We start from the raw sequence: 23042 nt of genomic DNA, 5'->3' as shown, positions 1-23042 counted from the left end.
GATGACGCCGGGCCGGGCACGCTGGCAATGTCCACAGTGGACGTCAGGTGCGGGGTCGCGGGGTCGGAAAGGACAGCATGCTCCCCGCCCCGGCGATTCCGGTCCGGAACCGGCCGATCACGCGGCGAACGGCGCCGGGGTGCCGCCGAACGGTCGACGTCACAGTGGTTCAGCCGATCAGCGGTACCCCTTTCACGGGGTCGTGATGACGACCTTCCCGAAGTTCCCCCGGCCCGCGAAGTGCCGGAACGCTGCGTCGGCGTCCCCGAACGGGTGAACGCTGTCGATGACCGGTCCGATCGGGCGGACGGCGAGCCGCCGCACGAGGTCCTCGGTGTCCTCGCGGCTGCCGACCCAGGTCTTCCGGACGGTCGCGCCGCTGCGGAACAGGTCCATGAAGCCGATCGGCGCCCCGCCCGCGCCGACGAAGCCGACGAGCGCGATCTCGGCGTGGTGCGTCCCGGCCGCGACGAGTGACTGCGCGAACGTGCCGGGCCCGCCCACCTCGACGATCCGGTCCGCGCCGCGGCCGCCGGTCGCGTCGAGCACGGCCCGGCCCCACTCGGGCGTCCCGACGTAGTCGATCACCGTGTCCGCCCCGAGTTCGGTCAGCTTGGCCGCCTTCTCGGCGCTCGACGTCGTCGCGATCACGCGCGCACCGTGCGCCTTCGCCAGCTGCAGGGCGAACAGCGAGACGCCGCCGGTGCCGAGGGTGAGCACGACGTCTTCCGGCCCCAGCGGCGTGCCGCCGTGGAGCGCCGTCCAGGCCGTGACCGCGGCGCACGGCAGCGTCGCACCCTGCTCGTAGGTGAGCGACCCGGGCAGCGCGACGAGCGCGTTTTCGGAGACGGCGCGGTACTCCGCGAGCCAGCCGTCCTGGGCGTTCCCGTACCCCCGCAGGGTTTCCGCGGCCGGGAGGCGGCCGCCGATCCAGTTCGCGTGGAAGGTGTTGATCACCCGGTCGCCGACCGCGAAGCGCGTGACGTCCTCGCCGACCGCGGCGATCTCGCCGGCGGCGTCGGACACCGGGATCAGGTTCCCGGGCCCGGTGGTGAAGTGGTCGCCGTTCAGGATGAGCAGGTCGCGGTAGTTCAGCGACGTCGCCCGGACCCGGACCAGCACCTCACCGCGCTGCGGCTCGGGCACGGGCTCCTCCAGCTGGACCAGGCTTCCGGCCGGACCGGGGCGGTATACGAGCACGCGAGCACTCCTTCATGTTAACCAATCGGCTAACATCGACCATGGCACACGATCCCGCGAACCCGCAACCACGAGGGATACTCGGTCCATGGCCAGCCGCACCGCGACCCCGCTCGAGCACCCGGCGCTCGAGGACGTCTCGTTCGGCGTGGCCCTCGAGGCCTTGCGCGACCCGCACCGGCTGATCATGATCGCCACGCTCGCCCGCGAACCCGGCCAGTCGTGCGGCGCGATCATGCCGCCGGTCAGCAAGCCCGCGGCGTCGCGGCACTTCAAGATCCTCCGCGCGGCCGGCCTGCTGCAGCAGTGGGACAGCGGCACGCAACGGCTGAACGCGCTGCGACGCGAGGAGTTCGACGCGCGGTTCCCCGGCCTGCTCGACCTGGCCCTCGCCGAGGCCGCCCGCCTCCCCCGCTGATCCGGACCTTCCCCCCGCTTTCTCGCCAACCAGACATTTAGCATTGCTAATAGTTCTGAGTCAGAGCTACTTTGGGCGCATGACCGAACTCGCCGAACGGCTCCTGGGCACCGTCCAGGGCATCCGCCGGGTGGTGCGCCGCCGGGTCCGGGCCGACGTCCCCGGCTTTCCCCTGCCCGGCGCGCAGGTCGAGGTCCTGCGCGTGGTCGCCGACCACCCCGGCGTCGGCGTCGCGGCGGCCGCGCGCGAGCTGCACCTGGCGGCCAACTCGGTCAGCACCCTGGTCAACCAGCTCGTCGAAGCCGGGCTGCTGCACCGCGAACCCGACCCCCTCGACCGGCGCGCGACCCGGCTGGAGCTCACCGCCGCGGCCACCGACCGGATGGCCGCCTGGCGCCGCGCCCGGACCGGCCTGGTCGCCGACGCCCTCACCGGACTGTCCGAAGAGGACAAAGCGGTGATCGAACAAGCCTTGCCGGCACTGGAAAAGCTCATGGGCATCCTTAAGGAGCGGCCGTGACCGAACCCGCGGTGCGGTGCACCGACCTCACCCACTCCTTCGGCGCGACCCGCGCGGTGGACGGCGTCGACCTGGAGATCCACCCCGGCGAGGTGTTCGGCCTGCTCGGCCCGAACGGCGCCGGCAAGACCACCACGCTGCGGATGATCACCACGCTGCTGCCCACCGGGCCCGGCCGGATCACGGTGTGCGGCCTCGACGTCGCCCGCCGGAAGATGGCCGTGCGGCGGCTGATCGGCTACGTCCCGCAGCAGTTGTCCGCCGACGGCGCGCTGACCGGACGCGAGAACGTCGCCCTGTTCGCCCGGCTCTTCGACGTCCCCCGCGCCCGGCGCGCCGAGGAGGTCGGGCGCGCGCTGGACCTGGTCGGCCTGACCGGCGACGCCGACCGCACGGCCAAGGGCTACTCCGGTGGCATGATCCGCCGCCTCGAACTGGCCCAGGCCCTGGTCAGCTCCCCGCGGCTGCTCATCCTCGACGAGCCGACGATCGGGCTCGACCCGGTCGCCCGCTCGGCGGTGTGGGAGCGGATCGCGCAGATCCGCGCCGAGACCGGGATGACCGTGCTCGTCACCACGCACTACATGGACGAGGCCGAGCAGTACTGCGACCGCGTCGCGCTGATGCACACCGGCAAGATCCGCGCGCTGGGCACCCCGGCCGAGCTCGAGGCCGACCTCGGCCCCGAGTCCACTTTGGACGACGTGTTCCGCGCGGTCACCGGCGACCGGCTCGCGAGTGAAGAAGGAGGGATCCGCAGTGTCCGTGCCACTCGCCGCACCGCCCGCCGTCTCGGCTGACCCCGGCCCGCTGCGCCAGCTGCGCATCCTGGCCGCGCGCGTCGGCGCGATGTGCCTGGTGGAGCTGCAGAAGCTGCGCCGCGACCAGACCGAGCTGCTCACCCGCGCGATCCAGCCCGCGCTGTGGCTGCTGATCTTCGGCGAGACGTTCACCCGGCTCAAGGCCATCCCGACCGGCTCGACGCCCTACCTCGACTACCTGGCGCCCGGCATCCTCGCGCAGTCGGCGTTGTTCATCTCGATCTTCTACGGCATCCAGATCATCTGGGAACGCGACGCGGGCGTGCTCGCCAAGCTCCTGGTGACGCCGACCCCGCGCGCGGCCCTCGTCGCCGGGAAGGCGTTCGCGGCCGGGGTCCGCGCGCTCGTCCAGGCGTTGATGGTGCTGATCCTCGCCGCGATCCTGGGCGTCGGGCTGACCGTGAACCCGCTGAAGCTGCTCGCGATGGCCGTCGTGCTGGTGCTCGGGTCGGCGTTCTTCTGCTGCCTGTCCATCGTCATCGCCGGGGTCGTGCTGTCCCGCGAACGGCTGATGGGCATCGGGCAGGCGATCACGATGCCGTTGTTCTTCGGGTCGAACGCGCTCTACCCGGTGGACCTGATGCCGGGCTGGCTCAAGGTGCTCAGCCACGTCAACCCGCTGAGCTACCAGGTCGACGCCCTGCGCGGGCTGCTGATCGGCACCCCGGCCCACCTCGGGCTCGACTTCGCGGTGCTGATCGTGGCAACGATCGTGGCGATTTCGGTCGCTTCGGCCCTGCTCGGCAGGTTGGCCCGGTGAGGCACATGTCTCACCGAACGGAGGCCTTATCCGGAAATGGCTAATCTCGATTCCGTGAATCGTGGCCGGGGCGTGGTCCCCTTTGTCGGTTTTTGTGTGCTCGCCGGAATTCTGGCGGCCGGCACAGTGGCGCCCGCCGCCATCGGCGCCGGCCTGCTGTCGAATGAGGTCAGCGATTCCGTCGACGCCATTTCCGCGCAGCTCGCCGCGGCCGATCCGCCGCTGACGACAACGGTGACCGACCGCGACGGCGCCCCGATCGCGACGCTGTACTCGCAGTACCGGCTGCCGGTGACCGCGGCCGGGATCGCGACGACCATGAAGGCCGCGATCATCGGCGTCGAGGACCGCCGTTTCTACACCGAAGGCGGCGTCGACCTGCAGGGCATGGCGCGGGCGGCGGTCAACGACAGCGCCGGCGGGTCGCTGCAGGGCGCGTCGACGATCACCCAGCAGTACGTCAAGAACTACCTCGTGAACGTCGTCGACCGGACCGACCCGGCGGCCCAGCAGGCCGACCGCGAGGACTCGCTCGCCCGCAAGCTGCGCGAGGCGAAAATGGCCGTCCAGCTCAACGACACGATGAGCAAGGACGACATTCTGGCCAGTTACCTCAACGTGGTCGAATTCAGCGGAACGGTGTACGGCGTCGGTGCCGCGGCAAAAGCGTACTTCGGGACGACGGCGGACAAACTGACCGTGCCGCAGGCCGCGTTGCTCGCCGGAATGGTGAACAACCCGAGCATCTACAACCCGTACTCGCACCCGGACAAAGCGACCCAGCGCCGCAACACGGTGATCGACGACATGGTCACCAACGGCTCGCTGCCCGCGGCCTACGCCGTGACGGCCAAGGATGCCCCGCTCGGGCTCCTGCCCGGCGGACCGGTCACGCCGTCCGGCACGTGCATGGGCGCGGCGCCGGACGCGGGGTTCTTCTGCACCTACGCCGAGACCTACCTCGCGCACGCCGGCTTCACGCCGGACGAGCTCGCGACCGGTGGCTACACGATCAAGACCACGCTGGACCCGCGCGTCTCGCAGGTGGCGAAGGACGCCGTCGACGCGAACGTGCCGACGACCCAGGACGGCGTGGCCAACACCTTCGCCGTCGTCCGGCCGGGCACCGACGGCGGACACCAGGTCCTCGCCATGGTCGCCAACCGGAACTTCGGCACCGACCCGGCGAAGGGCGAGACGTCCACCGACATCGTCGCCGACGCGAGCAACGAGTTCGGCGCGGGTTCGTCGTTCAAGATCTTCACCTCGGCCGCGGCGATGGTCACCGGCAAGGCGGGCCTGCAGACGCCGCTGCCGAACCCGGACAGCCAGTGCTTCACGCCGCCGAACGCCGACAACCACACCGCCTGCTACACCGTCCACAACGACGGCCACTACGCCGACCCGATCACCCTCGCCGACGGGCTCGCGACGTCGCCGAACGTCGCGTTCGTCGGGCTCGAGAACGAGGTCGGGATGCCCGCTGTGCTCGACATGGCGCAGAAGCTGGGGCTGCGCAACACCCTCGCGACGAACGACGCGGGCGCGGTGCCCGACCCGAAGTCGTCGAACCCGCAGTACAACGAACCGCAGTCGAAGTACTTCCAGAACCTGCTGTCGTTCACCCTCGGCAACAGCCCGGTCAGCCCGCTGGAGATGGCCAACGTCTCGGCGACGCTGATGAGCGGCGGCGTCTGGTGCCCGCCGAACCCGATCCTGTCGGTCACCGACCGGAACGGCAACGCCGTGTCCGTGCCGCAGCAGGCGTGCGAACAGGTCATCCCGGCCGGCGTCGCGAACACGCTCGAAGCGGGCCTGAGCAAGGACACCACGAGCGGCACGTCGGCCCAGGCCGCGCACGCGGCGGGCTGGACGCGCCCGGACATCGGCAAAACGGGCACGACCCAGCAGAGCGAGTCGGTCGCGTTCGTCGGCGGCGTCGACGATTACGCCGTGTCGTCCATGGTGTTCGCCGACGGTTCGCACCCGCGGGAGATCTGCCCGGGCACGCCCGTGCACCTGGGCAACTGCGGGCACGGCGCGTTCGGCGGCACGGTCGCCGCGCCGCCGTACTTCCACGCCATGAGCCAGCTGCTGGCCGGGGTGCCGGACCAGCAGATCCCCGGGCCGGACCCGGCGTACCTGACGGCCCGGTCGTGACCTACTTCGGTTCGAGGAACACGAGCGGGATCTCGCGCTCGGTCTTCGTCTGGTAGCCCGCGTAGTTCTTGAACTCGGCGGTGATCTTCGGCCACAGCCGGGCCCGCTCCTCGCCGTCGGCGACCCGGGCGAGCATCGGCCGCCGCGGCGCGCCCTTGACCGACACCTCGACGTCCGGGTTGTCGCGCAGGTTCAGGAACCACGCGGGGTGCGTGTCGTCGCCCCCGCGCGAGGCGACGACGACCAGCGCGTCACCCTCCTGGTGCGGCGAGGTCAGCATGACCGACCGCGGCTGCCCGCTCTTGCGGCCGACGGTGGTCAGCTCCAGGACGGGCATGGAAACGTTCCATCCCAGCCGCCCGCCGGTGATCTTGATCAGACCGCGGTGGACGGCGTTCATCGCTTTGAGGCTGAAGTCGCTCGGCATGATCGTGAATCTAGTCCCGGCGCCCCGAGCCGACCCTCCAGGTACGCGAACCGACTCCCGGGGTACGCGAACCGACCCTCCGGGTACGCGTATGTCCGCTTTGCCGGGAACCCGTCCGGCCGGTTTGGCGAAACCTCCACGGCCCGGCGCGCCGGTGTGCCAGGCTCCCCGGCGAACGCAGGACCGACAGGAGAGAAGACGATGCTGATCTGGGGCTACCGCACGAGGATCTTCGTGCTGGCGATGACGACGTTCCTCTGCGGCCGCTGCGGCAACCCCGCCTCGCACGCCGTCCGCAAGTCGGTCACGAAGTTCACCCTCTTCTTCATCCCGCTGTTCCCGATCCACGTCAAGTACACGGCGCAGTGCACGTTCTGCGGGATCGAGAACCGGATCCCGAAGGAGGACGCCGTCCGGCTGCAGGCGCAGGAGGAGCAGGCGCAGCAGCAGGCGTCGCAGCCCTACCCGCAGCACCCGTCCCAAGGTTTCCAGCAGCAGGGGTTCCCGCAGCAGGGGTTCCAGCCGCCGCACCCGTCGCAGCCGCAGGGCTTCCAGCAGCCGGGCCCGAACCCCCAGCAGGGCGAGTTCCCGCAGCAGGGCCACTGAGCACTAGGCACTGACCGCCGGGAGCCGCGCGAACCCGCCGGCCCGGCGGGCGATCCGGGCGGCCGTCCCGGCGAACCGGACGTGGGCCGCGGCGAGCAGCACGACGTCGACCGCGCCGTGCGGCCGCTCCGGCGACCCGGCCCACTCGCGCAGCTCCCGCTCGGCCGCTTCGGTGCCTTCGACGGCTTCGGCGAGCCCGGCGTCCGCTCCGGTGAGGATCTTCTGCAGGTCCCGCGCGGCGGCGACCGCGTGCGCGGCCAGCCGCGTGAACGCGGGCCGCGCGTCCACCGGCACCCGCCGCACCCGGTCCGCGACCTCGCCCGCGAGACCACCCATCCGAGTGAGATCCGCGGCCGTGTGCACGGCGGCGAGGACCGCCTTGACGTCCTCCTCGCGCGGGGCGTGCAGGGCCAGCAGCGCGCACGCCTGGTCCTCGCAGGCGGCCCCCAGCGCGGTCACCGCCGCGGCCTGTTCCCGCACGCGTCCGCCCAGCGTGAGGTCACTTTCGAGCAGGGCGCGCGTGGCCACCTCGAGCGTGCCCGCGACCAGCCCGCACAGGTCCGCGAGCCGGTGGGCCAGTGTGACGAGCTCCTTCTGAAACGCCGTCGGCATGGCGGCATGCAACCACCTCGGCCGGGGGACGGCGACTCGTCGCCTCCGCCCGGAATTGTCGGGCCCCCGTGCTCTGCTCGTCGGCGAGAGCGGTGCACCCCGCACCCGAGGAGAAGGAGGACCCGATGGCAGGCGAAACGCTGGTCACGGTGGTCGGCAACCTGACGACGGACCCCGAGCTGCGGTTCACCCCGGCCGGCGCCGCGGTCGCGAACTTCACGGTCGCGTCCACGCCGCGCACGCTGGACCGCGAGTCCGGCCAATGGCGCGACGGTGACGCCATGTTCCTGCGCTGCAGCGTGTGGCGGCAGTACGCGGAGAACGTCGCGGAGTCGCTCGGGCGCGGCGCACGCGTGGTCGTCCACGGCCGGCTGAGACAGCGGTCGTACGACACGAAGGAGGGCGAGAAGCGCACCGTGCTGGAACTGGACGTCGACGAGATCGGCCCGTCGCTGCGGTACGCCACGGCGAAGGTGACCAAGGCCGTCCGGGTCGGCGACGGCGTGGGAGGCGGCGCCTGGATGCCGGAACCGGTGGCCGCCGGGGTGGGGGAACCGCCCTTCTGAGCCCGGCCGTACCCATCCGCTCCCGACTCCCTTCCGAACGACTGTCGACGGGAAGTCGAGCCCGGCTGGACCGGCCGGAGCGACGATGAGGCACACGCTCTGGCCGGGCCGGTACCGGATGTGATGTCGAAGTCCCGTCATCTGGTTCGACGCATGAGTAGGACGATGCCGAACCACGAGCGGGAGGGGCCGGGATGGACGGGGACGGAAAGCCACGGACGACGGTGCACCCCTTGGTGAACCACCGCATGCTGGCGATGCTGCGGGCCGTCGGGGCCGGGAGGGGCCTGGTGTCGTGCAGCAGCGAACCCGACCTCTTCATCGACGGCCTGTCGTGCGGCGACCAGTTCGCCGCGCACGCGCTGGCCCACCTGGGGCTGATCAGCGCGACCTGCACCGGGCGGCCGGGCGAGCTCGTGCCGGCGGTGCTGACGCCCGCCGGCCAGGCGATCGTCACCGGAGAGCAGCGGCCCGCCGCCTGAGCGGCCGAGGTGTTTGACAACTCCAGAACGCAAGTACGGTGGCGGCATGAGCAACATCGAGGCCGACCCCGCCGAGCTCGCCTGCGGCGACCGGCCCGAGGCGGCCGACCCGCTGCGCCCGGCCGTGGAAGTCCTCACCCCGCGCGAAGTACCGCTGGGCGGCCCGCGGGCGATGCGCGTGCGGCGGACGCTCCCCCAGCGGTCCCGCTCGCTGATCGGCGCGTGGTGCTTCGCCGACCACTACGGCCCGGAAGACGTCGCCATGGACGTCGCGCCGCACCCGCACACCGGCCTGCAGACGGTCAGCTGGCTGTTCGCGGGCGAGGTCGAACACCGCGACAGCATGGGCACGCACGCAATGGTCCGGCCCGGCGAGCTCAACCTGATGACCGGCGGCCACGGCATCTGCCACTCGGAGGTCTCGACCCCGGCCACGAAGACGTTGCACGGCGTCCAGCTCTGGGTGGCGCTGCCCGAGCGGCACCGGCACACGGCCCGCGGCTTCCACCACTACGTGCCGTCGGTGAACCGGATCGAGGGCGCGGAGATCCGGGTGTTCCTCGGGTCGCTGGCCGGGCGCACGTCGCCGATCCCGACGTTCACCCCGTTGCTGGGCGCGGAACTGGTGCTGCACCCGGACGCCCACATGTCCCTCGGCGTCGACCCGGACTTCGAGCACGGTGTCCTCGTGGACACCGGCGCGGTGACCGTCGCCGGCACCGCCGTCCGCGCGGCGGAGCTGGGTTACGTCGGCACCGGCCTGCGCCGCCTGACGTTGAGCAACAACGGGTCCACGCCCGCGCGCTTCCTGGTGCTCGGCGGGACCCCGTTCGACGAAGAGATCCTGATGTGGTGGAACTTCGTCGGCCGGACGCACGAGGAGATCGCGGACTTCCGCGAGGCGTGGCAAGCGGAGTCCGATCAGTTCGGCAGCGTCACCGGCTACACCGGCACCCCGCAGCGGCTGCCGGCCCCGGAGTTGCCGGCGGTCCGCATCAAGCCACGCCACAACCCGGCTCGCTGACTCACCGGCCTCCGCCAGCCGGACCGGGGCCCCGGGCGAACGGGCTCAGCGCTCCCGGGCCTGGTAGGCCGCCAGCGTCGCCAGCCGATGCTCCCGCGCGTACTGCTCGACCTCCGCCGGGTCGCTCCCGCCCTCGATCAGGTCGAGCAGCCGGTCGTGCTCGGCCACCGAGCGCGGCGCCCGCCCCGGCACGGAGGCGAACGTGCTGTCGCGGACCGCGGCGAGCCGCGTCCAGCAGCGCTGCACCAGGTCGACCAGGTTGGGGTTCGGGCAGGCGCTGAAGAGCACCTCGTGGAACTCCGCGTTCAGCGCGGTGAACGCGAGCGGGTCGAACTCGGCGAGGCTGCGGCGCATCCGGTCGTTGAGGGCGCGGGCCCGCGCGAGCGTCTCCGGCGTGAGCAGCGGCGCGGCGAGCCCGGTGGCCGCGCCTTCGACGATCGCCACCGTCTGCATGGCGTGCTGGTAGGCGGTGGGGTCGATGGCGATCACCCGGGCCCCGACGTTCCGCTCGAACTCGATCAGCTCCTCGGCCTCGAGCCGGCGCAGGGCCTCGCGCACCGGCACCGCGCTGACGGCCAGCTCGCGGCCGATCTGGTCGAGCACCAGCCGGTACCCGGGCCCGTAGCGGCCGTCGACGATCCTGGCCTTGATCGTCTCGTAGGCCAGCTGGGACTTGGTGACCGCCGGTCTTCCCGAGGAGGCGCTGATCATGTAGGAAACCATATATGGTCCCGCCGACGGACGACGCCCAGGAGGCCGTGCCGATGCCGATGTCCCCGCCTTCCCCCACCGCGGCCGACCTGATCGTCGGCGGGCTGCGCGCCCACGGCGTCGACACCGTGTTCGGGCTGCCCGGCGTGCAGACCTACGACCTGTTCGACAGCCTGGCCCGCACCGGCGGCATCCGGGTGATCGGCGCGCGGCACGAGCAGACCGTGGCCTACATGGCGTTCGGGTACGCGCAGGCGACGGGCCGGACCGGCGTCTACACGGTGGTGCCGGGGCCCGGCGTCCTCAACGCCTCGGCCGCCATGCTCTCGGCCCACGGGGCCAGCGCGCCGGTGCTGTGCCTGACGAGCGAGATCCCGCGCGCCTACCTCGGCCGCGGGCTCGGGCACCTGCACGAGATGCCCGACCAGCTCGCCACCCTGCGGACGATCACCAAGTGGTCGGCACTGGTCGAGCACCCGGCCGAGGTCCCGGACGCACTGGCGACGGCGTTCCGGGAGGCCGCGGGCGGGCGGCCGCGGCCGGTCTCGCTGGCCGTCCCGTGGGACGTGCTGGGCCTGCGCGCCCCCGCCGAGCCGGCCGGACCGCTGCCGCTGCCCCGCCCGATCGTCGACCCGGACGCGATCGCGGCGGCCGCGGAACTCCTGGCCGGCGCCAAGAATCCGATGATCATGGTGGGCGGCGGCGCCCGGCACGCGGCCGCCGCGGTCCGGGCGCTGGCCGAGCGGCTGCAGGCGCCGGTGGTGCCGTTCCGCGGCGGCCGCGGGATCGTCGGCGACGACCACCCGCTCGGCTTCACCTGCGTGTCCGGGTTCGAGCGGTGGCCCGAGACCGACGTCGTGATCGGCATCGGCTCGCGGATGGAGCTGTCCTGGTTCCGCTGGCCGGAGAAACCCGCGGGGCTGAAGACGATCCTGCTCGACATCGACCCGCGGCAGGCGACCCGGCTGGAGGCGGACGTCGCGATCGTCGCCGACGCGGGTGACGCCGCGGCGGCGCTGGATGCCGCCGTCGGTCCACAACGGACGGACCGAACCGCGGAGTTCACCGAGCTGAAGGCGAACGCCGCCGAGCGGTTCTCCGACGTCGGCCCGGAACTGGAGTACCTGCGCGCGATCCGGGACGTGCTGCCCCGCGACGGCTTCTTCGTCGAGGAGATCTGCCAGGTCGGGTTCGCGTCCTACTTCGGGTTCGAGGTCTACACCCCGCGCACCTTCGTCACCTGCGGCCACCAGGGCACGCTCGGCTTCGGCTACCCGACGGCGCTGGGCGTGCAGGCCGCGTTCCCCGGCCGGCCGGTGGTTTCGGTGGCCGGTGACGGCGGCTTCATGTTCGCCGCGCAGGAGCTGGCCACCGCCGTCCAATACGGACTGAACGTGGTGGCCGTGGTGTTCGACAACGGCTACTACGGCAACGTCCACCTCGACCAGGAGCGGCTGTTCGAGGGCCGGGCCCTGGGCGGGCGGCTGCGCAACCCGGACTTCGCCCGGCTGGCCGAGACGTTCGGCGCGCTCGGCCTCACCGCCCGCACCCCGGACGACCTGCGCGGCGCCCTGGACAAGGCGTTCGCCTCGGGCCGCCCGGCGCTGGTGCACGTGCCGTGCGAGCTGGGCACCGGCGCGTCGCCGTGGAAGTACCTGATGCCGAAGTCGGACCGGAGCTAGGCGGCGGCCACCCGCTCCAGCGCGGCGAAGACCCGCTTGACGTCGGCCGCGGTCGTCCGCCAGTTGCTGAACGCGGCCCGCAGCGCCGGGCGGCCGTCGTGGACCGTCGGGGTCAGGAACGTGGTGCCCTCCGCGGCGATCCCGGCGACGAGGGCGTCGATCCGCGCCTGGGTCACGTCCCCGGCCGCGGTGAAGCAGACGACGTTGAGCCGCACCGGCGCGAGCAGCCGCCAGTGCGGCGAGCCGTCGAGGCGCTGCCCGAGGTCCCGGGCCAGCGCGACACAGCGCTCGACGATCTCGCGGTGCCCGTCCCGGCCGTAGGCCACGAGCGAGAACCAGGCGGGCAGGGCGCGCAGCCGCCGGGAGTTCTCCGGCGTCAGGTGCAGGAAGTCCGGGGTCTCGCCGATCTCGCCGAGGTAGGCGGCGTTGTTGCTGAACACCCGCAGCTGCAGGTCGCGGCGGCGGGTGAACTGGACGGCCGAGTCGTAGGGCACGTTGAGCCACTTGTGCAGGTCGACGACCACGGAGTCGGCCTGGTCGAGGCCCGCGGTCAGCGCGGCGTGCTCCGGGGCCAGTGCGGCGAACCCGCCGAACGCGGCGTCGACGTGCAGCCAGAAGTCGTGCCGCTGCTTGAGCGCCGCGATGGCGCGCAGGTCGTCGAAGTCGACGGTGTTCACCGTGCCCGCGTTGGCGACGACGACGGCCGGGCCGTCGAGCGCTTCGAGCATCTCGTCGAGCTTCGCGACGTCGACGGCTTCACGCCCCGGCAGCACCGGCACCTTCCGCAGCGCGGACCGGCCCATCCCGAGGAACGACAACGCTTTCGGGATGCTCGAGTGCGGCGAGCCGGACAGCACGGTGACCGGACCGAGCGCGGCGGCGCCGTCGTCGGTGACGGACACGCCGGCCCGCTCACCGAGCCATTCCCGCGCGATGGCGAGCCCGGTCACGGTGGACATCGTGGCCCCGGTGACGAAGGCGCCGGAGAACTCCGCGCCGAGCCCGAACAGCTCGGCGAGCCAGCCGACGGTCTCGCGCTCCAGGTCCTGCGCCGAGGAGTCCATGCCGCTGGCGGGGTTCTGGTCGTAGGCGGCGGTGAGCCAGTCCCCGGCCAGCGACGCGGGCGTCGCCCCACCGGTCACGAACCCGAGGTAACGAGGCCCGGCACTGGCGGCGAACCCGGGTTCCCACCGCTGCGCGAACTCGTCCAACGCCCCGAGGCCCCCGACCCCCTCGACCGGCAACGGAGCCCGGGCCATCACCCCAGGCGGCACAGCCGCGGCCCGCCCATCCAGCCCGGCAAGCGCCTCCCCGGCCAGTTTCCGCGTGGCGTCAAGAAGATCGGGCAGGGCGTTCAGGTCATGGGCCAGCCTCGGGTGCATGTCCCCGACGCTAAGCCCCGCAAGAACGCCTGTCGCGGGCCAATCCCCCAAAACTGGCCCGCCACCCACCGCACCGTGTCGACCCCCCAATCACGCGAGTCGACCCCAGGATCACGCGAGTCGACCCGCCAATCACGTGCGATGCCCCTCCAGACACACGTGATGACTCCCCGATCACGCGCGATGCCCCGCGAATCACGCGTGACGCCCGCAACCGCGGCAGCAACCTCGGCCGCAGCCGGGCGAACCGGGCGGGATTCTCGGACACCCGGTCCTCCCTCGCCCGACCGGACAGCCCGCACGCCCGCACGCCGGACGCCCGCCGGAGAACCCCGGGCACCGGCTCCGGCCGCTGGAACCGGCCGCCGGATCAGCGGCATCGGCACCGGCACCGGCTCCGGCCGCCGGCGGCTGCTGGGCGGCCGCCGGGCGGCTCCGGCCGGCGGCCGCCGGGCGCCGACCGCCGGATCAGCGGCGTCGGGTCAATGGCGCCGGAGCCGCCGGATCCGGCTCTCGGCCGGGTCGAACGCCACCCGGCGCAGCGGGCCCGTGAGCAGCAGCACGACCGCCATCGCGGACAGCGCGGCCAGCACCATCGCGGCGACGAACTGGGCCGCGCCGGACGTCGCCGTGGCCAGCACCGCGAAGCCGGCGAGCACCAGCGCCGGCGGCGCCAGCAGGCCGCAGAGCACCGGGACCAGCGGCACGCGGTCACCGTCGGGGCGGCGGGCGGACACCACCGCCGCCCCGGCGCAGGTGACCGCGGCGACCAGGAGACAGCCGCCGACGGTGTCGCTCAACCGGTGCCAGCCCAGCGCCACGGCCGCGGCCGCGACCCAGGCGACGCCGACCCCGCCGGCCACCAGGACCTGCAGGCGGAAGCGGCGAGGCAGGACGATCGCGAGCGCCAGCAGCACGGCCATCGCCGCGCTGACGTGCCCGCTGGGAAAGCTGTTGTGGGCGGCCACGCCCAGCCGGTCGCCGGTGCTGGGGCGGTCCAGGACGTACAGCTTGAGCAGCTGCGCCACCACCAGCGGGGCCGCGAGCAGGATCAGGGCCGTCACGCCGAGCGCGAACCGGCGCCGCAGCAGGGAGATCACCACGAGGAGCACCGCGACACCGCCGAGCACGACCACCAGGTCCAGGTCCGCCAGTGGCTGGGCCCAGCTCACCGTCGCCCCCGCGGACTGGGCGCTGCGGACGACGCCGTTCTCGACGCTGCGCCCGGCCTCGGTGCGCACGAAGAGCAGGTAGGCCGCGACGAAGGCGAGGGCGAACCCGGCCGTGCCCGCGAGGAGCACCGCGGTACGGGACGCGGCCCGGGTCACCAGGGCGTGCCGCGCGGGGCGGGCGGTGGGGGGTGCCTCGAAAAGAATCACTGCCATGTCCCCGAGTCTGGAGCCGGCATTTCGAGATCCCGTCAGCACGATGTCATGGTTTTGCTACAAGATCGCCCTGAGTCGCCACGACGTGCGGTTTTCCGAATAATGGCGCCGTGGCCGAGGTACTGGTGGTAGAGGACGACGCGGCGGTGCGGGAGGGACTGGAACTGGCCCTGCGCCGGCAGGGACACGTGGTGCACACCGCGGAGTCGGGCGAGGCCGGCATCGAGCTGCTCGTGCTCCGCAGACCCGACATCGTCGTGCTCGACCTGATGCTGCCCGGCATGGACGGCTTCGAGACCTGCCGCCGGATGCGGGCGTCGGGGCCGATCCCGATCGTCATGCTGACCGCGCGCAGCGACGACTTCGACATCGTCGCCGGGCTGGAAGCGGGCGCGGACGACTACGTGGCCAAGCCGGTCGAACCGCGGGTGCTGGACGCGCGGATCCGCGCCGTGCTGCGCCGCGCGGTCAGCGAACGGCCCAGCGAGCAGCCCGCCCCCGAGGAACGGCACGGCGACCTGGTGATCGACCGGGCCGGGCTGGAGGTGACGAAGCGGGGCACCCCGGTTTCGCTGACGCCGACCGAGCTCAAGCTGCTGCTGGAGCTCTCGCGCACCCCCGGGCAGGTGTACAGCCGCCAGCAGATCCTCTCGTCGGTGTGGGACCACGACTACCTCGGCGACTCCCGCCTGGTCGACGCCTGCGTGCAGCGGCTGCGCGCGAAGATCGAGGACGTGCCCGCGAGGCCGGAGTACGTGCAGACCGTCCGCGGCTTCGGCTACCGGTTCGGCCGGTCGTGACCTCGCGGATCCGGTCGTGGCTCGCCGGGCTGAGACCCCGGCTGGTCGCGGCGTTCGCGGTGATCATGATCATCGGCGCCACCGCCGCGGCGGGCGCCAGCTACGTCTCCGCCCGCAACGCCATCCTCGGCGGCTTCCAGGACCAGACGATGCTGAAGCTGCGCGACCAGATCGTCGCGTACCTGCCGACCGTGTCCCTGCCGCCGACCCAGGCGAGCCTCGACGCGTTCGGCACGGCGCTCAAGTCCAGCAACGCCGTCGTCGTCTACCACGGCCTGCGCTCGGGTTCGGGCATCAGCGTGGACAGCGTGCCCGCCGACCTGCGCCATGCCGTGTCCGTCAGCACGAACATCCAGTTCCAGCGGGTCGACACCGGGGGCTTCCCCCAGTTCTTCGTCGGCGTGCCGGTGCAGACCGGGACGAGCGGCCGGACCAGCGGCATCGAGGTCTACACGATGGTGTCGCTGGTCCAGCAGCAGGCCGCGATCGACGAGCTGGCCCGCACGGCCTGGCAGACCTCGGCGCTGGCGCTCCCGTTCGCGGTGGTGCTGGCGCTGCTGGCCGCGCGCCAGGTGCTGCGGCCCGTGCGGGCGCTGAACACCGCGGCGAGCCAGCTCGGCCGGGGCAAGCTGGACGTGCGGCTGCGGGTGAAGGGGTCCGACGAGCTGGCGCAGCTGGTCACGACGTTCAACAACACCGCGGCGGAACTGGAGCGCACGGTCGGCACGCTGCGCACGATGGAGTCCGAGGCGCGCCGGTTCGTCGCCGACGTCTCGCACGAGCTGCGCACCCCGCTGGCGGCGATGAACGCGGTCACCGACGTCCTCGACGAGGACGCCGACCAGCTGCCACCGGACACGGCGGTCGCGGCGCGGCTGGTGTCGGCCGAGACCCGGCGGCTGACCCGGCTGGTGCAGGACCTGATCGAGATCTCCCGGTTCGACGCCGGCCGCGCGGAGCTGCGGCGGGAAGACCTGGACGTCGCCGCCGCGGTCACCGACAGCCTCGCCGCGCGGGGCTGGGAACCCGGCGCCGACGTGGTCGCCGACCTGCCGCCCGGCATCACGGCGCGGCTCGACCGGCGACGGCTCGACATCGTCGTGGCGAACCTGGTCGGCAACGCGCTGCGGCACGGCGCGCCGCCGGTCGAGGTGTCCGTGCGGGCGGCGGGCGGCGACATCGTGCTCACCGTCACCGACCACGGGCCGGGCATCCCGGAGGCGGTGCTCCCCCGGGTGTTCGACCGCTTCACCAAGGCCGACACGGCCCGGGCCCGGTCCGAGGGCAGCGGGCTGGGGCTGTCCATCGCGCGCGAGAACGCCCGCCTGCACGGCGGCGACATCGTCGCGGTCAACACCGGCACCGGTGCCCGGTTCGAGCTGCGCCTGCCCCGGGAGGCGTGGTGAAGAAGCTCCTCGTCCTGGCCGCGCTGCTCCTGGTGAGCGCGTGCGGCGTCAAGCCGACGCCGGTCGTCCCCGCCGGGCCCGCGCCGACCCTGCGGAACCCGGCGACGAATGGGCTCGGCACCGACCTGACCCTGTACTTCGTCCTCGACGGGCGGGTGACGCCGGTGACCCGGTCGACCGGTGACGCGGTCGGCGTCTCCGAAGCGTTGGCGACGTTGCTGGGCGGCCCGTCCTACGCCGAGACGGCCGACGGCTACGCGACGATGCTCCCGGCCGAAACCGGCCCGATCACGCTGAGCTCCGGCTCACCCACGACGATCACCTTTTCGTTCCCGCTGAAGCGGCTCACGCAGATCGCGGTCAACCAGCTGGTCTGCACCGCGGTCGCCGCCCTGGTCGCCGACGGCGGCTACGTGGCCGACGGCGCCATCACCCTCGCCGGCTCCGACTTCCAGCTCCCGTCGCAGACCTGCCAGGCGTTCTGAGCGACCCCGGTCCCGGCGTCAGCCGGGGTAGGGCCGGGCCGCGCGGGCCTCGGACAGCGATCGCGCCCACCACTGCAGCTGGTCCAGCAGCGCCTTCGCCGCGACACCCGCGCTGTCGTCCGCCGGGACGCCGTCGGCGCCGAACCGGGTGTGCGCGCCGTGGAAGCTGACCGTCTCGCGGATGGTCACCGCGTGCAGCTCGGCGAAGACCGCGCGCAGGTGCTCGACCGCGCGCAGGCCACCGGACATGCCGCCGTAGGAGACGAACGCGACCGGCTTCGCGGCCCACTCGGTGCGGTGCCAGTCGATGACGTTCTTGAGCGACGCCGGGTAGCTGTGGTTGTACTCCGGGGTGACCACGACGAACGCGTCCGCGGCCGCCAGCCGCGGCGTCACTTTGGCGGCCTCGGCGAGCACCGCGGGCGACGGCGTGCTCCCGAACGCCGGCATCGCCAGCGGCAGGTCCGGTTCGGCGAGGTCGATCACGTCGACGTCGAACCCGCCGTGCTCGCCCGCGACGGCGGCCAGCCAGTCCGCGACCACCGGGCCGAACCGTCCTTCCCGGACACTTCCCACGATCACGGCGACCCGTACCGGAACTTCGGACACGCTTCCTCCTTGACACAGCGGCGTTGTTGCCGTCCGGGTCAGGATGAGACTTCAAGCTCGCTTGAAGTCAAGCGCGCGGCTGTGGTTGGCTGGGAGCATGGTGAACGCCACAGCCCGGAGGCTGCCCGACCTCACCGTCGGCGAACTGTCGCGACGCAGCGGGGTGCCCGCGTCGGCCCTGCGCTTCTACGAGGACGAGGGGCTCATCCGCAGCCGGCGCACGGCCGGCAACCAGCGCCGCTACTGCCGCGACACGCTGCGGCGGGTGACGTTCGTCCGGATGTCGCAACGGGTCGGGATGCCGCTGTCGGCGATCCGCGAGGTGCTCGCGCTGCTGCCCGACGACCGCACCCCCACGCGCGCCGACTGGGCACGGATCTCCCGCTGCTGGCAGGAGGACCTGGACGCGCGGATCCGGCAGCTGGCCCAGCTGCGCGACCAGCTGGGCGACTGCATCGGCTGTGGCTGCATGTCGCTGTCGAAGTGCCGGCTCGCCAACCCCGGCGACCGGCTCGGCGCCGCCGGTCCGGGGCCGCAACGGCTCCCGGACCACCGCGGCGACGGCTACGAGGACTGACTAGCGGCGTTCGAGGACGCCGCGGACGAACTGGGCCTGCCCGGCGTGCTGGATGTCGTCGTCGACGACGCTCACCAGCCGCACGCCGAGGGTGACCGGCGGGTCCCAGGCCTCGTCGACGACCCGGTCGAGGGCCTGGCCGTCGAGCCCCTGGACGTACTTGAGGGTCTGCTCGTGCACCGCGTCGTAGTACCCGGTGAGCAGCTCGGCCTCGACCCGGACCGCGTCGACGTCGGCCGGGCGGTGCCCGTAGCCGGTGTCGCCGGCCGGGAACGGGAGGCCGAACCGGGTCAGCCAGTCCTGGCTCGTCCACACCTGCTCGGTCCCGGCCACGCCGGCGACGTGGTCGTCCTGGACGCGGGTCAGGTGCCAGACCAGCCAGGCGATCGAGTTGGCCTCTGCGTCGAGACGGGCCCCGAGCTGCTCGGCGGTGAGACCTTCCACCGCCGCGTGCACGGAGCCCTGGACCCTGCTGAAGCCGTCTGTGAGCAGATCGGCCACGTTCATCGGCTTGCCCTCCCCGTTCGCGGACACCGGTGTGCCGGCGTGCGTCGATCATGCACGCCGGCACCGGTGGTGGCTAGCGGGGCAGCAGCTGGTCGAAGAACGAGCGGTAGCGCCGCAGCGCCAGACGCAGGTCCTCGGTGGCCGGCTCGCCGTGCTGCCACTGGCCTTCCAGCTCGCTCTTGTGCTCGGCGAACGTCGTGGCCAGCGCGCTGATGACGCCCGCGACCAGCTCGTCGGCCTCGCGGACCGCCTTCTGCGGGTCGTCGACGAAGCCGGTCTGGACGCCCTGCCAGCGGTCGCGGAAGCCCGTGACCTTCTCCTCGTCGATCAACGGCTGCTGGTCGGCGCCGTCATCGGCCGACGGCCGCGCCGAGTCGGCGCGGGTGTCCGATGTGTCAGCAGTGGTGCCGGCAGCGGTGCCCGCGGTGGTGTCAGCGGCCGTGTCAGCACTGGTGTCCGCCGTGGTGTCCGTGGCGGTGTCGTGCCGGCCCGTCGCCGACGCCAGGTCGGCGGTGCTCAGGGCCTGGTCGTCCCCGTGGTCTTCGGCGACCGGCTCGCGGAAGTCCGTCCCGCCGGTCTCGCGCACGTCACCCTCGCGGGCGAAGTCGTCGTCCTGTTCGGCGCTGTGCCGGGTGAGGTGATCGGTCATGGTCAGCGTCCTCCGTTCCACTCGGTCCGCGGCTGTGCGGACGCTTCCCGCTCGGGCTGTACGCCGTCGCGGTCTCGTACTTTTTCGCTGGGGTCGTGCTCGGTGCGGTCCGGCGCACCGGCGGTGCGGTCCGCCGCGACAGCGGTGCCGTCCTGGGCGGTGCGGTCGTGCTCGCGCTCGCTGTGGTCGTGACCGTTGTGGTCGTGGCCGTTGCGGCGCTCGTGGTGGTCGTCGGCCGCGGCGTCCGCGTTGTCCGAACCATCGGAGCCGTCGGTCAGCAGGTCCTCGAACACGGTGCGGTAGTGCACCATCGCGTCGCGGAGGTCCTCAGTGGACGCGCCGCTGCGCTCGTGCTGCGTCGCGTGGGCGGCGCGGTAGTGCTCGAGGGTCTTGGCGTGCCGGACCGACAGGTCGGCCAGCTGCTGCTCGTAGCCTTCGGTCGGGTACCCGCGGTCGGACATCAGCGAGACCAGGACGCGGTCGGCCTCGGCCACCGCGGCGGCCGGGTGGTCGACAAAGTTTTCCTGGGCCTGCGCCCATTCCCGGGTGTAGCGCTCGCGCGCCGACGCCGACAGGGGGCGGATGTCGAGCTCCTTGTGGCGGCGCTCCCGCTCGGCCAGTTCACGCTGCGCGGCCCGCGGGCTGTCCTTCTCCTCGACCGTCCGGTCGTACTCCGGACCGAACCGCTGCTGCAGGCGTTTCCGCTGCATCTCCTGCGTCACCAGCCAGATCACGGCGCCGAGCACCGCGACGGCCACGACGACGATCACGACGATCAGCCATGTGGGCATCGCACAAAACTCCTTAAAGGATGTCGAGCTCCCCGATATGCCAAGGGTTCCCGCCCCACCGGCTCCGAAACCCGTTGGCGCGCCCGGACTTCCGATTCGGCCGTCCGGCGGATGCCGGTACCGCCGGATGCCCACACCCCCGGGAACGCGCCCGCGGTGTAACGACGATAACAGCTCAAGACTAGCGTCGTTAACGTTCGAGTGCTATCGTCGATAACAGCAAGACGGAAGCGGCGCTACCGGCGCCACCCGAGAGGAAGAAGGCACCGATGAGCACCACCGAACCCCGCGTCGCGATCGTCACCGGCGGCTCCCGCGGCATCGGCCGCCAGGTCGCCGAGCGCCTGGCCGCCGACGGTATGGCCGTCGTCGTCAACTACGCGGGCAACCGGACCGAGGCCGACGCCGCCGTCTCGGCCATCACCGAGCGCGGTGGCCGGGCGATCGCGGTCAAGGCCGACGTCGCCGACCTCGACGCGGTCGCGGACCTGTTCGACACCGCGGAGCGCACCTACGGCGGCGTCGACGTCGTCGCCCACCTGGCCGGCGTGATGACCGCGCCGACGCCGATCGCGGACACCGACTTCGACGTGCTGGACCGGGTGCACCGCACCAACATCCGCGGCACGTTCGCCGTGGCCCAGCAGGCGGCGAAGCGGGTGCGCGACGGCGGCGCCGTCGTCCTGACCTCGACGTCCGTGCTCGGGCTGAATCTGCCCGGCTACGGCGTCTACAACGCCACCAAGGGCGCGGTCGAGGCGATCACCATGATCCTGGCGCGCGAGCTGCGCGGGCGCGACATCACCGTGAACACCGTCGCCCCCGGGCCGACCGCGACCGCCCTGTTCCTGGACGGCAAGGACCAGGAGACCATCGACCGGATGGCCAAGCAGCCGCCGCTCGAGCGCCTCGGGCAGCCCGGGGACATCGCCGAGGTCGTCGCGTTCCTCGCCGGGCCGGCCCGCTGGGTCAACGGCCAGGTGCTGCGCGCCAACGGCGGGATCGTCTGAGAAACCCTTACTCGGAAAGGAAAAGAGCCATGATCATCGTCGTCACCGGCGCCTCCAGCGGGATCGGCGCCCTCTCCGCCCGGGCGCTGGCCCGCGCCGGCCACACCGTCTACGCGGGCATGCGCGACACCGGCGGCCGCAACGCGCCGCAGGTCGACGCCGCCGCCGCGTTCGCCCGCGAGCACGAGGCGGATCTGCGCTCGGTCGAGCTGGACGTCTCCAGCCAGGAGTCGGCCGACGCCGCGATCGCGTCGATCGTCGCCGAGCACGGCCGGCTGGACGTCGTGGTGCACAACGCCGGGCACATGGTGCTCGGCCCGGCCGAGGCGTTCACCGCCGAGCAGCTCGCGCAGCTGTACGACACCAACGCGATCGGCACCCAGCGCGTCAACCGCGCCGCCCTCCCCCACCTGCGCGCGCAGCGCGACGGGCTGCTGGTGTGGGTGTCGAGCAGCAGTGTCCGCGGCGGCACCCCGCCCTACCTCGCGCCGTACTTCGCGGCGAAGGCGGCGATGGACAGCCTCGCCGTCTCCTACGCCGCCGAGGTGGCCCGCTTCGGCGTCGACACCGCGATCATCGTGCCCGGCGCGTTCACCTCGGGCACCAACCACTTCCCGAACTCCGGGCACCCGGCCGACACGGACGTCGCGGCCGCCTACGAAGAGCGCTACGCGGGCCTGACCGACCACGTCGCGGCGAAGCTGGCCGAGATCACCCCGGCCGGCGCCGACGTCGCGACGGTCGCCGAGGAGCTCGCGCGCGTGGTGGACCTCCCCAAGGGGCAGCGGCCGTTCCGGACGCACATCGACCCGGCCGACGACGGCGGGTGGCTGGTCGCGGAGGTCGGCGACCGGATCCGGAGCGAGTTCCTGCGCCGGATCGACCTGGCCGACCTGCTCAGCCCGGCGGCCGGCTGAACCGGGTGACGATCACGTGGTCCTTGGCCGGCCCGCGGACCGCCCACTCCTGCCGCCAGCGGCGGGCGTCGAGCACGCGGTAGCTGCCGCGGTACAGGTCGTCGCGGCAGGGGTGGTCGGTCCGCCAGTGCCCCTCACGCAGGTCGAGCTCGTGGAAGAAGCCGCCGTGGTCGAAGTGGACGTCGGCCCGGCCGGGCGCGGTGGGCCGGTAGTGCAGCGTGCGCGTCACCGGGCCGGTGTAGCCGTCGAGCCGCATTTCGCCGGCTTCGCGGTAGACGAGCACGCCGCTCTCTTCGGTGAAGGTGGCGGTGCCGGTGACCTCGCCCGCGGGCTCGCCGCCGGCGGTGCGGATCTCGCGGTCCAGCCGCCACTCGCCGCCGAAGTGCGCGGCCAGGTCGGTCACCGGGAAGTACTCGTCCATCGGCTCCAGTGTGTCACCCGGCCGTGACGGGGACGGGTCCGGTCGCGGATCACGCGGCTTCCGCGGGGACGGCCCGCCTGAGCGCCTGTTCCGGCACGCCGGAGAGGGCGCACG

At 72.6% G+C, this 23042-nt stretch carries 27 protein-coding genes; 16 read left to right on the top strand and 11 right to left on the bottom strand.

The annotated features are described in order from the left end of the window. Window positions 1-192: 192 nt before the first annotated feature. A complete protein-coding gene (locus OHS58_RS03310) occupies window positions 193-1200 on the bottom strand; it encodes a zinc-dependent alcohol dehydrogenase family protein (protein ID WP_328647079.1) in 1008 nt (335 codons plus the stop codon). Window positions 1201-1288: 88 nt separating this feature from the next. On the opposite strand from OHS58_RS03310, the gene OHS58_RS03305 reads away from it, so the two are divergent. The 5 genes from OHS58_RS03305 to OHS58_RS03285 all read left to right on the top strand — a co-directional run bounded on the left by OHS58_RS03305 (window position 1289) and on the right by OHS58_RS03285 (window position 5879). After that, complete coding sequence (locus tag OHS58_RS03305) at window positions 1289-1618, top strand: ArsR/SmtB family transcription factor (protein ID WP_328647078.1); 330 nt, start codon at window positions 1289-1291, stop codon at window positions 1616-1618. A 79-nt stretch (window positions 1619-1697) separates the two neighbouring features. Further along, window positions 1698-2138 carry a MarR family winged helix-turn-helix transcriptional regulator gene (locus OHS58_RS03300; protein WP_326951376.1) on the top strand — a complete coding sequence of 147 codons (441 nt, stop codon included), beginning with the start codon at window positions 1698-1700 and terminating at the stop codon, window positions 2136-2138. Further along, window positions 2135-2938 carry an ABC transporter ATP-binding protein gene (locus tag OHS58_RS03295; RefSeq protein WP_326951907.1) on the top strand — a complete coding sequence of 268 codons (804 nt, stop codon included), beginning with the start codon at window positions 2135-2137 and terminating at the stop codon, window positions 2936-2938. The genes OHS58_RS03300 and OHS58_RS03295 overlap by 4 nt, the downstream gene beginning before the upstream one ends. Further along, entirely contained in the window at window positions 2898-3719 is an 822-nt protein-coding gene (locus tag OHS58_RS03290) for an ABC transporter permease (protein WP_326951906.1), read from the top strand. Before OHS58_RS03295 ends, OHS58_RS03290 begins: the two co-directional genes overlap by 41 nt. Before the next feature lie 36 nt (window positions 3720-3755). Next, window positions 3756-5879, top strand: coding sequence for a transglycosylase domain-containing protein (locus OHS58_RS03285; protein ID WP_328647077.1), 2124 nt, complete (start codon window positions 3756-3758; stop codon window positions 5877-5879). 1 nt (window position 5880) lies between these two features. On the opposite strand, the gene OHS58_RS03280 is transcribed toward OHS58_RS03285, so the two are convergent. Next, window positions 5881-6306, bottom strand: a complete 426-nt coding sequence (locus tag OHS58_RS03280; RefSeq protein ID WP_326951380.1) for a nitroreductase/quinone reductase family protein — start codon at window positions 6304-6306, stop codon at window positions 5881-5883. 201 nt (window positions 6307-6507) lie between these two features. On the opposite strand from OHS58_RS03280, the gene OHS58_RS03275 reads away from it, so the two are divergent. Continuing rightward, window positions 6508-6912 (top strand): zinc-ribbon domain-containing protein, encoded by a 405-nt coding sequence (locus OHS58_RS03275; RefSeq protein ID WP_328647076.1) that lies wholly within the window; start codon window positions 6508-6510, stop codon window positions 6910-6912. 3 nt (window positions 6913-6915) lie between these two features. Here the strand turns inward: OHS58_RS03275 and OHS58_RS03270 are convergent, their stop codons facing one another. After that, window positions 6916-7524, bottom strand: coding sequence for a PhoU domain-containing protein (locus tag OHS58_RS03270; protein ID WP_328647075.1), 609 nt, complete (start codon window positions 7522-7524; stop codon window positions 6916-6918). Between the two features lie 125 nt (window positions 7525-7649). Here OHS58_RS03270 and OHS58_RS03265 point away from each other — a divergent pair, with 125 nt between their 5' ends. The 3 genes from OHS58_RS03265 (at window position 7650) to OHS58_RS03255 (ending at window position 9596) form a co-directional block, all read left to right on the top strand. Further along, window positions 7650-8090 (top strand): single-stranded DNA-binding protein, encoded by a 441-nt coding sequence (locus tag OHS58_RS03265; protein ID WP_326951382.1) that lies wholly within the window; start codon window positions 7650-7652, stop codon window positions 8088-8090. Between the two features lie 194 nt (window positions 8091-8284). Then, window positions 8285-8572 carry a hypothetical protein gene (locus OHS58_RS03260; RefSeq protein ID WP_247054422.1) on the top strand — a complete coding sequence of 96 codons (288 nt, stop codon included), beginning with the start codon at window positions 8285-8287 and terminating at the stop codon, window positions 8570-8572. 46 nt (window positions 8573-8618) lie between these two features. After that, complete coding sequence (locus OHS58_RS03255) at window positions 8619-9596, top strand: pirin family protein (RefSeq protein WP_328647074.1); 978 nt, start codon at window positions 8619-8621, stop codon at window positions 9594-9596. A gap of 45 nt (window positions 9597-9641) precedes the next feature. Here OHS58_RS03255 and OHS58_RS03250 read toward each other — a convergent pair whose 3' ends face one another. Continuing rightward, window positions 9642-10319, bottom strand: coding sequence for a GntR family transcriptional regulator (locus OHS58_RS03250; RefSeq protein ID WP_328647073.1), 678 nt, complete (start codon window positions 10317-10319; stop codon window positions 9642-9644). 2 nt (window positions 10320-10321) lie between these two features. Here OHS58_RS03250 and OHS58_RS03245 point away from each other — a divergent pair, with 2 nt between their 5' ends. Next, window positions 10322-11989 (top strand): thiamine pyrophosphate-dependent enzyme, encoded by a 1668-nt coding sequence (locus tag OHS58_RS03245; RefSeq protein ID WP_328647072.1) that lies wholly within the window; start codon window positions 10322-10324, stop codon window positions 11987-11989. Here OHS58_RS03245 and OHS58_RS03240 read toward each other — a convergent pair. Next, complete coding sequence (locus tag OHS58_RS03240; RefSeq protein ID WP_328647071.1) at window positions 11986-13371, bottom strand: pyridoxal phosphate-dependent decarboxylase family protein; 1386 nt, start codon at window positions 13369-13371, stop codon at window positions 11986-11988. The two genes, OHS58_RS03245 and OHS58_RS03240, sit on opposite strands and share 4 nt — an antisense overlap. A gap of 482 nt (window positions 13372-13853) precedes the next feature. Further along, complete coding sequence (locus OHS58_RS03235; RefSeq protein WP_442875513.1) at window positions 13854-14756, bottom strand: phosphatase PAP2 family protein; 903 nt, start codon at window positions 14754-14756, stop codon at window positions 13854-13856. Between the two features lie 110 nt (window positions 14757-14866). Between OHS58_RS03235 and OHS58_RS03230 the strand changes: the two genes are divergently transcribed. The 3 genes from OHS58_RS03230 to OHS58_RS03220 all read left to right on the top strand — a co-directional run bounded on the left by OHS58_RS03230 (window position 14867) and on the right by OHS58_RS03220 (window position 17447). Further along, window positions 14867-15556: a response regulator transcription factor gene (locus OHS58_RS03230; RefSeq protein WP_328647070.1), complete on the top strand. Its 690-nt coding sequence runs from the start codon at window positions 14867-14869 to the stop codon at window positions 15554-15556. Window positions 15557-15621: 65 nt separating this feature from the next. Continuing rightward, window positions 15622-16962, top strand: a complete 1341-nt coding sequence (locus tag OHS58_RS03225) for an ATP-binding protein (protein WP_326960157.1) — start codon at window positions 15622-15624, stop codon at window positions 16960-16962. Next, on the top strand, window positions 16959-17447 hold the full coding sequence (locus OHS58_RS03220; RefSeq protein WP_326951898.1) for a hypothetical protein: 489 nt from the start codon (window positions 16959-16961) through the stop codon (window positions 17445-17447). The genes OHS58_RS03225 and OHS58_RS03220 overlap by 4 nt, the downstream gene beginning before the upstream one ends. An 18-nt stretch (window positions 17448-17465) precedes the next feature. Here OHS58_RS03220 and OHS58_RS03215 read toward each other — a convergent pair whose 3' ends face one another. Further along, the gene (locus OHS58_RS03215) at window positions 17466-18056 is read right to left on the bottom strand and encodes an NADPH-dependent FMN reductase (protein WP_328647068.1); all 591 of its coding nucleotides are present in this window, start codon (window positions 18054-18056) and stop codon (window positions 17466-17468) included. A 97-nt stretch (window positions 18057-18153) separates the two neighbouring features. Between OHS58_RS03215 and soxR the strand changes: the two genes are divergently transcribed. After that, window positions 18154-18633, top strand: a complete 480-nt coding sequence (gene soxR / locus OHS58_RS03210) for a redox-sensitive transcriptional activator SoxR (protein WP_247054440.1) — start codon at window positions 18154-18156, stop codon at window positions 18631-18633. Here the strand turns inward: soxR and OHS58_RS03205 are convergent, their stop codons facing one another. The 3 genes from OHS58_RS03205 to OHS58_RS03195 all read right to left on the bottom strand — a co-directional run bounded on the left by OHS58_RS03205 (window position 18634) and on the right by OHS58_RS03195 (window position 20580). Further along, window positions 18634-19140, bottom strand: coding sequence for a mycothiol transferase (locus OHS58_RS03205; protein WP_326951391.1), 507 nt, complete (start codon window positions 19138-19140; stop codon window positions 18634-18636). It abuts the gene before it with no gap. 73 nt (window positions 19141-19213) lie between these two features. Continuing rightward, window positions 19214-19789: a hypothetical protein gene (locus OHS58_RS03200; protein ID WP_328647067.1), complete on the bottom strand. Its 576-nt coding sequence runs from the start codon at window positions 19787-19789 to the stop codon at window positions 19214-19216. 2 nt (window positions 19790-19791) lie between these two features. After that, window positions 19792-20580 (bottom strand): hypothetical protein, encoded by a 789-nt coding sequence (locus OHS58_RS03195; protein WP_328647066.1) that lies wholly within the window; start codon window positions 20578-20580, stop codon window positions 19792-19794. Between the two features lie 269 nt (window positions 20581-20849). Here OHS58_RS03195 and OHS58_RS03190 point away from each other — a divergent pair, with 269 nt between their 5' ends. Both OHS58_RS03190 and OHS58_RS03185 read left to right on the top strand, forming a co-directional pair. Further along, window positions 20850-21590 (top strand): SDR family oxidoreductase, encoded by a 741-nt coding sequence (locus OHS58_RS03190; protein WP_328647065.1) that lies wholly within the window; start codon window positions 20850-20852, stop codon window positions 21588-21590. Between the two features lie 29 nt (window positions 21591-21619). Continuing rightward, the gene (locus tag OHS58_RS03185) at window positions 21620-22507 is read left to right on the top strand and encodes an SDR family oxidoreductase (protein WP_328647064.1); all 888 of its coding nucleotides are present in this window, start codon (window positions 21620-21622) and stop codon (window positions 22505-22507) included. On the opposite strand, the gene OHS58_RS03180 is transcribed toward OHS58_RS03185, so the two are convergent. After that, entirely contained in the window at window positions 22488-22928 is a 441-nt protein-coding gene (locus tag OHS58_RS03180) for a DUF6314 family protein (RefSeq protein WP_328647063.1), read from the bottom strand. The genes OHS58_RS03185 and OHS58_RS03180 overlap by 20 nt on opposite strands. Between the last annotated feature and the right edge of the window lie 114 nt (window positions 22929-23042).

Origin of the sequence: Amycolatopsis sp. NBC_00348, from assembly GCF_036114655.1 — a bacterium.
Lineage (GTDB): Bacteria > Actinomycetota > Actinomycetes > Mycobacteriales > Pseudonocardiaceae > Amycolatopsis.
The sequence above is the reverse complement of the archived record's forward strand: the minus strand, read 5'-3'. Positions and strand labels throughout refer to the sequence as shown.

Coding starts and splice junctions, on each gene's coding strand:
- OHS58_RS03305 (WP_328647078.1), top strand. CDS start 1,289: ATGGCCAGCCGCACCGCGACCCCGCTCGAGCACCCGGCGCTCGAGGAC.
- OHS58_RS03300 (WP_326951376.1), top strand. CDS start 1,698: ATGACCGAACTCGCCGAACGGCTCCTGGGCACCGTCCAGGGCATCCGC.
- OHS58_RS03285 (WP_328647077.1), top strand. CDS start 3,756: ATGGCTAATCTCGATTCCGTGAATCGTGGCCGGGGCGTGGTCCCCTTT.
- OHS58_RS03280 (WP_326951380.1), bottom strand. CDS start 6,306: ATGCCGAGCGACTTCAGCCTCAAAGCGATGAACGCCGTCCACCGCGGT.
- OHS58_RS03275 (WP_328647076.1), top strand. CDS start 6,508: ATGCTGATCTGGGGCTACCGCACGAGGATCTTCGTGCTGGCGATGACG.
- OHS58_RS03270 (WP_328647075.1), bottom strand. CDS start 7,524: ATGCCGACGGCGTTTCAGAAGGAGCTCGTCACACTGGCCCACCGGCTC.
- OHS58_RS03265 (WP_326951382.1), top strand. CDS start 7,650: ATGGCAGGCGAAACGCTGGTCACGGTGGTCGGCAACCTGACGACGGAC.
- OHS58_RS03260 (WP_247054422.1), top strand. CDS start 8,285: ATGGACGGGGACGGAAAGCCACGGACGACGGTGCACCCCTTGGTGAAC.
- OHS58_RS03255 (WP_328647074.1), top strand. CDS start 8,619: ATGAGCAACATCGAGGCCGACCCCGCCGAGCTCGCCTGCGGCGACCGG.
- OHS58_RS03250 (WP_328647073.1), bottom strand. CDS start 10,319: ATGGTTTCCTACATGATCAGCGCCTCCTCGGGAAGACCGGCGGTCACC.
- OHS58_RS03245 (WP_328647072.1), top strand. CDS start 10,322: ATGGTCCCGCCGACGGACGACGCCCAGGAGGCCGTGCCGATGCCGATG.
- OHS58_RS03240 (WP_328647071.1), bottom strand. CDS start 13,371: ATGCACCCGAGGCTGGCCCATGACCTGAACGCCCTGCCCGATCTTCTT.
- OHS58_RS03235 (WP_442875513.1), bottom strand. CDS start 14,756: ATGGCAGTGATTCTTTTCGAGGCACCCCCCACCGCCCGCCCCGCGCGG.
- OHS58_RS03225 (WP_326960157.1), top strand. CDS start 15,622: ATGATCATCGGCGCCACCGCCGCGGCGGGCGCCAGCTACGTCTCCGCC.
- soxR (WP_247054440.1), top strand. CDS start 18,154: ATGGTGAACGCCACAGCCCGGAGGCTGCCCGACCTCACCGTCGGCGAA.
- OHS58_RS03205 (WP_326951391.1), bottom strand. CDS start 19,140: ATGAACGTGGCCGATCTGCTCACAGACGGCTTCAGCAGGGTCCAGGGC.
- OHS58_RS03200 (WP_328647067.1), bottom strand. CDS start 19,789: ATGACCGATCACCTCACCCGGCACAGCGCCGAACAGGACGACGACTTC.
- OHS58_RS03195 (WP_328647066.1), bottom strand. CDS start 20,580: ATGCCCACATGGCTGATCGTCGTGATCGTCGTCGTGGCCGTCGCGGTG.
- OHS58_RS03190 (WP_328647065.1), top strand. CDS start 20,850: ATGAGCACCACCGAACCCCGCGTCGCGATCGTCACCGGCGGCTCCCGC.
- OHS58_RS03185 (WP_328647064.1), top strand. CDS start 21,620: ATGATCATCGTCGTCACCGGCGCCTCCAGCGGGATCGGCGCCCTCTCC.
- OHS58_RS03180 (WP_328647063.1), bottom strand. CDS start 22,928: ATGGACGAGTACTTCCCGGTGACCGACCTGGCCGCGCACTTCGGCGGC.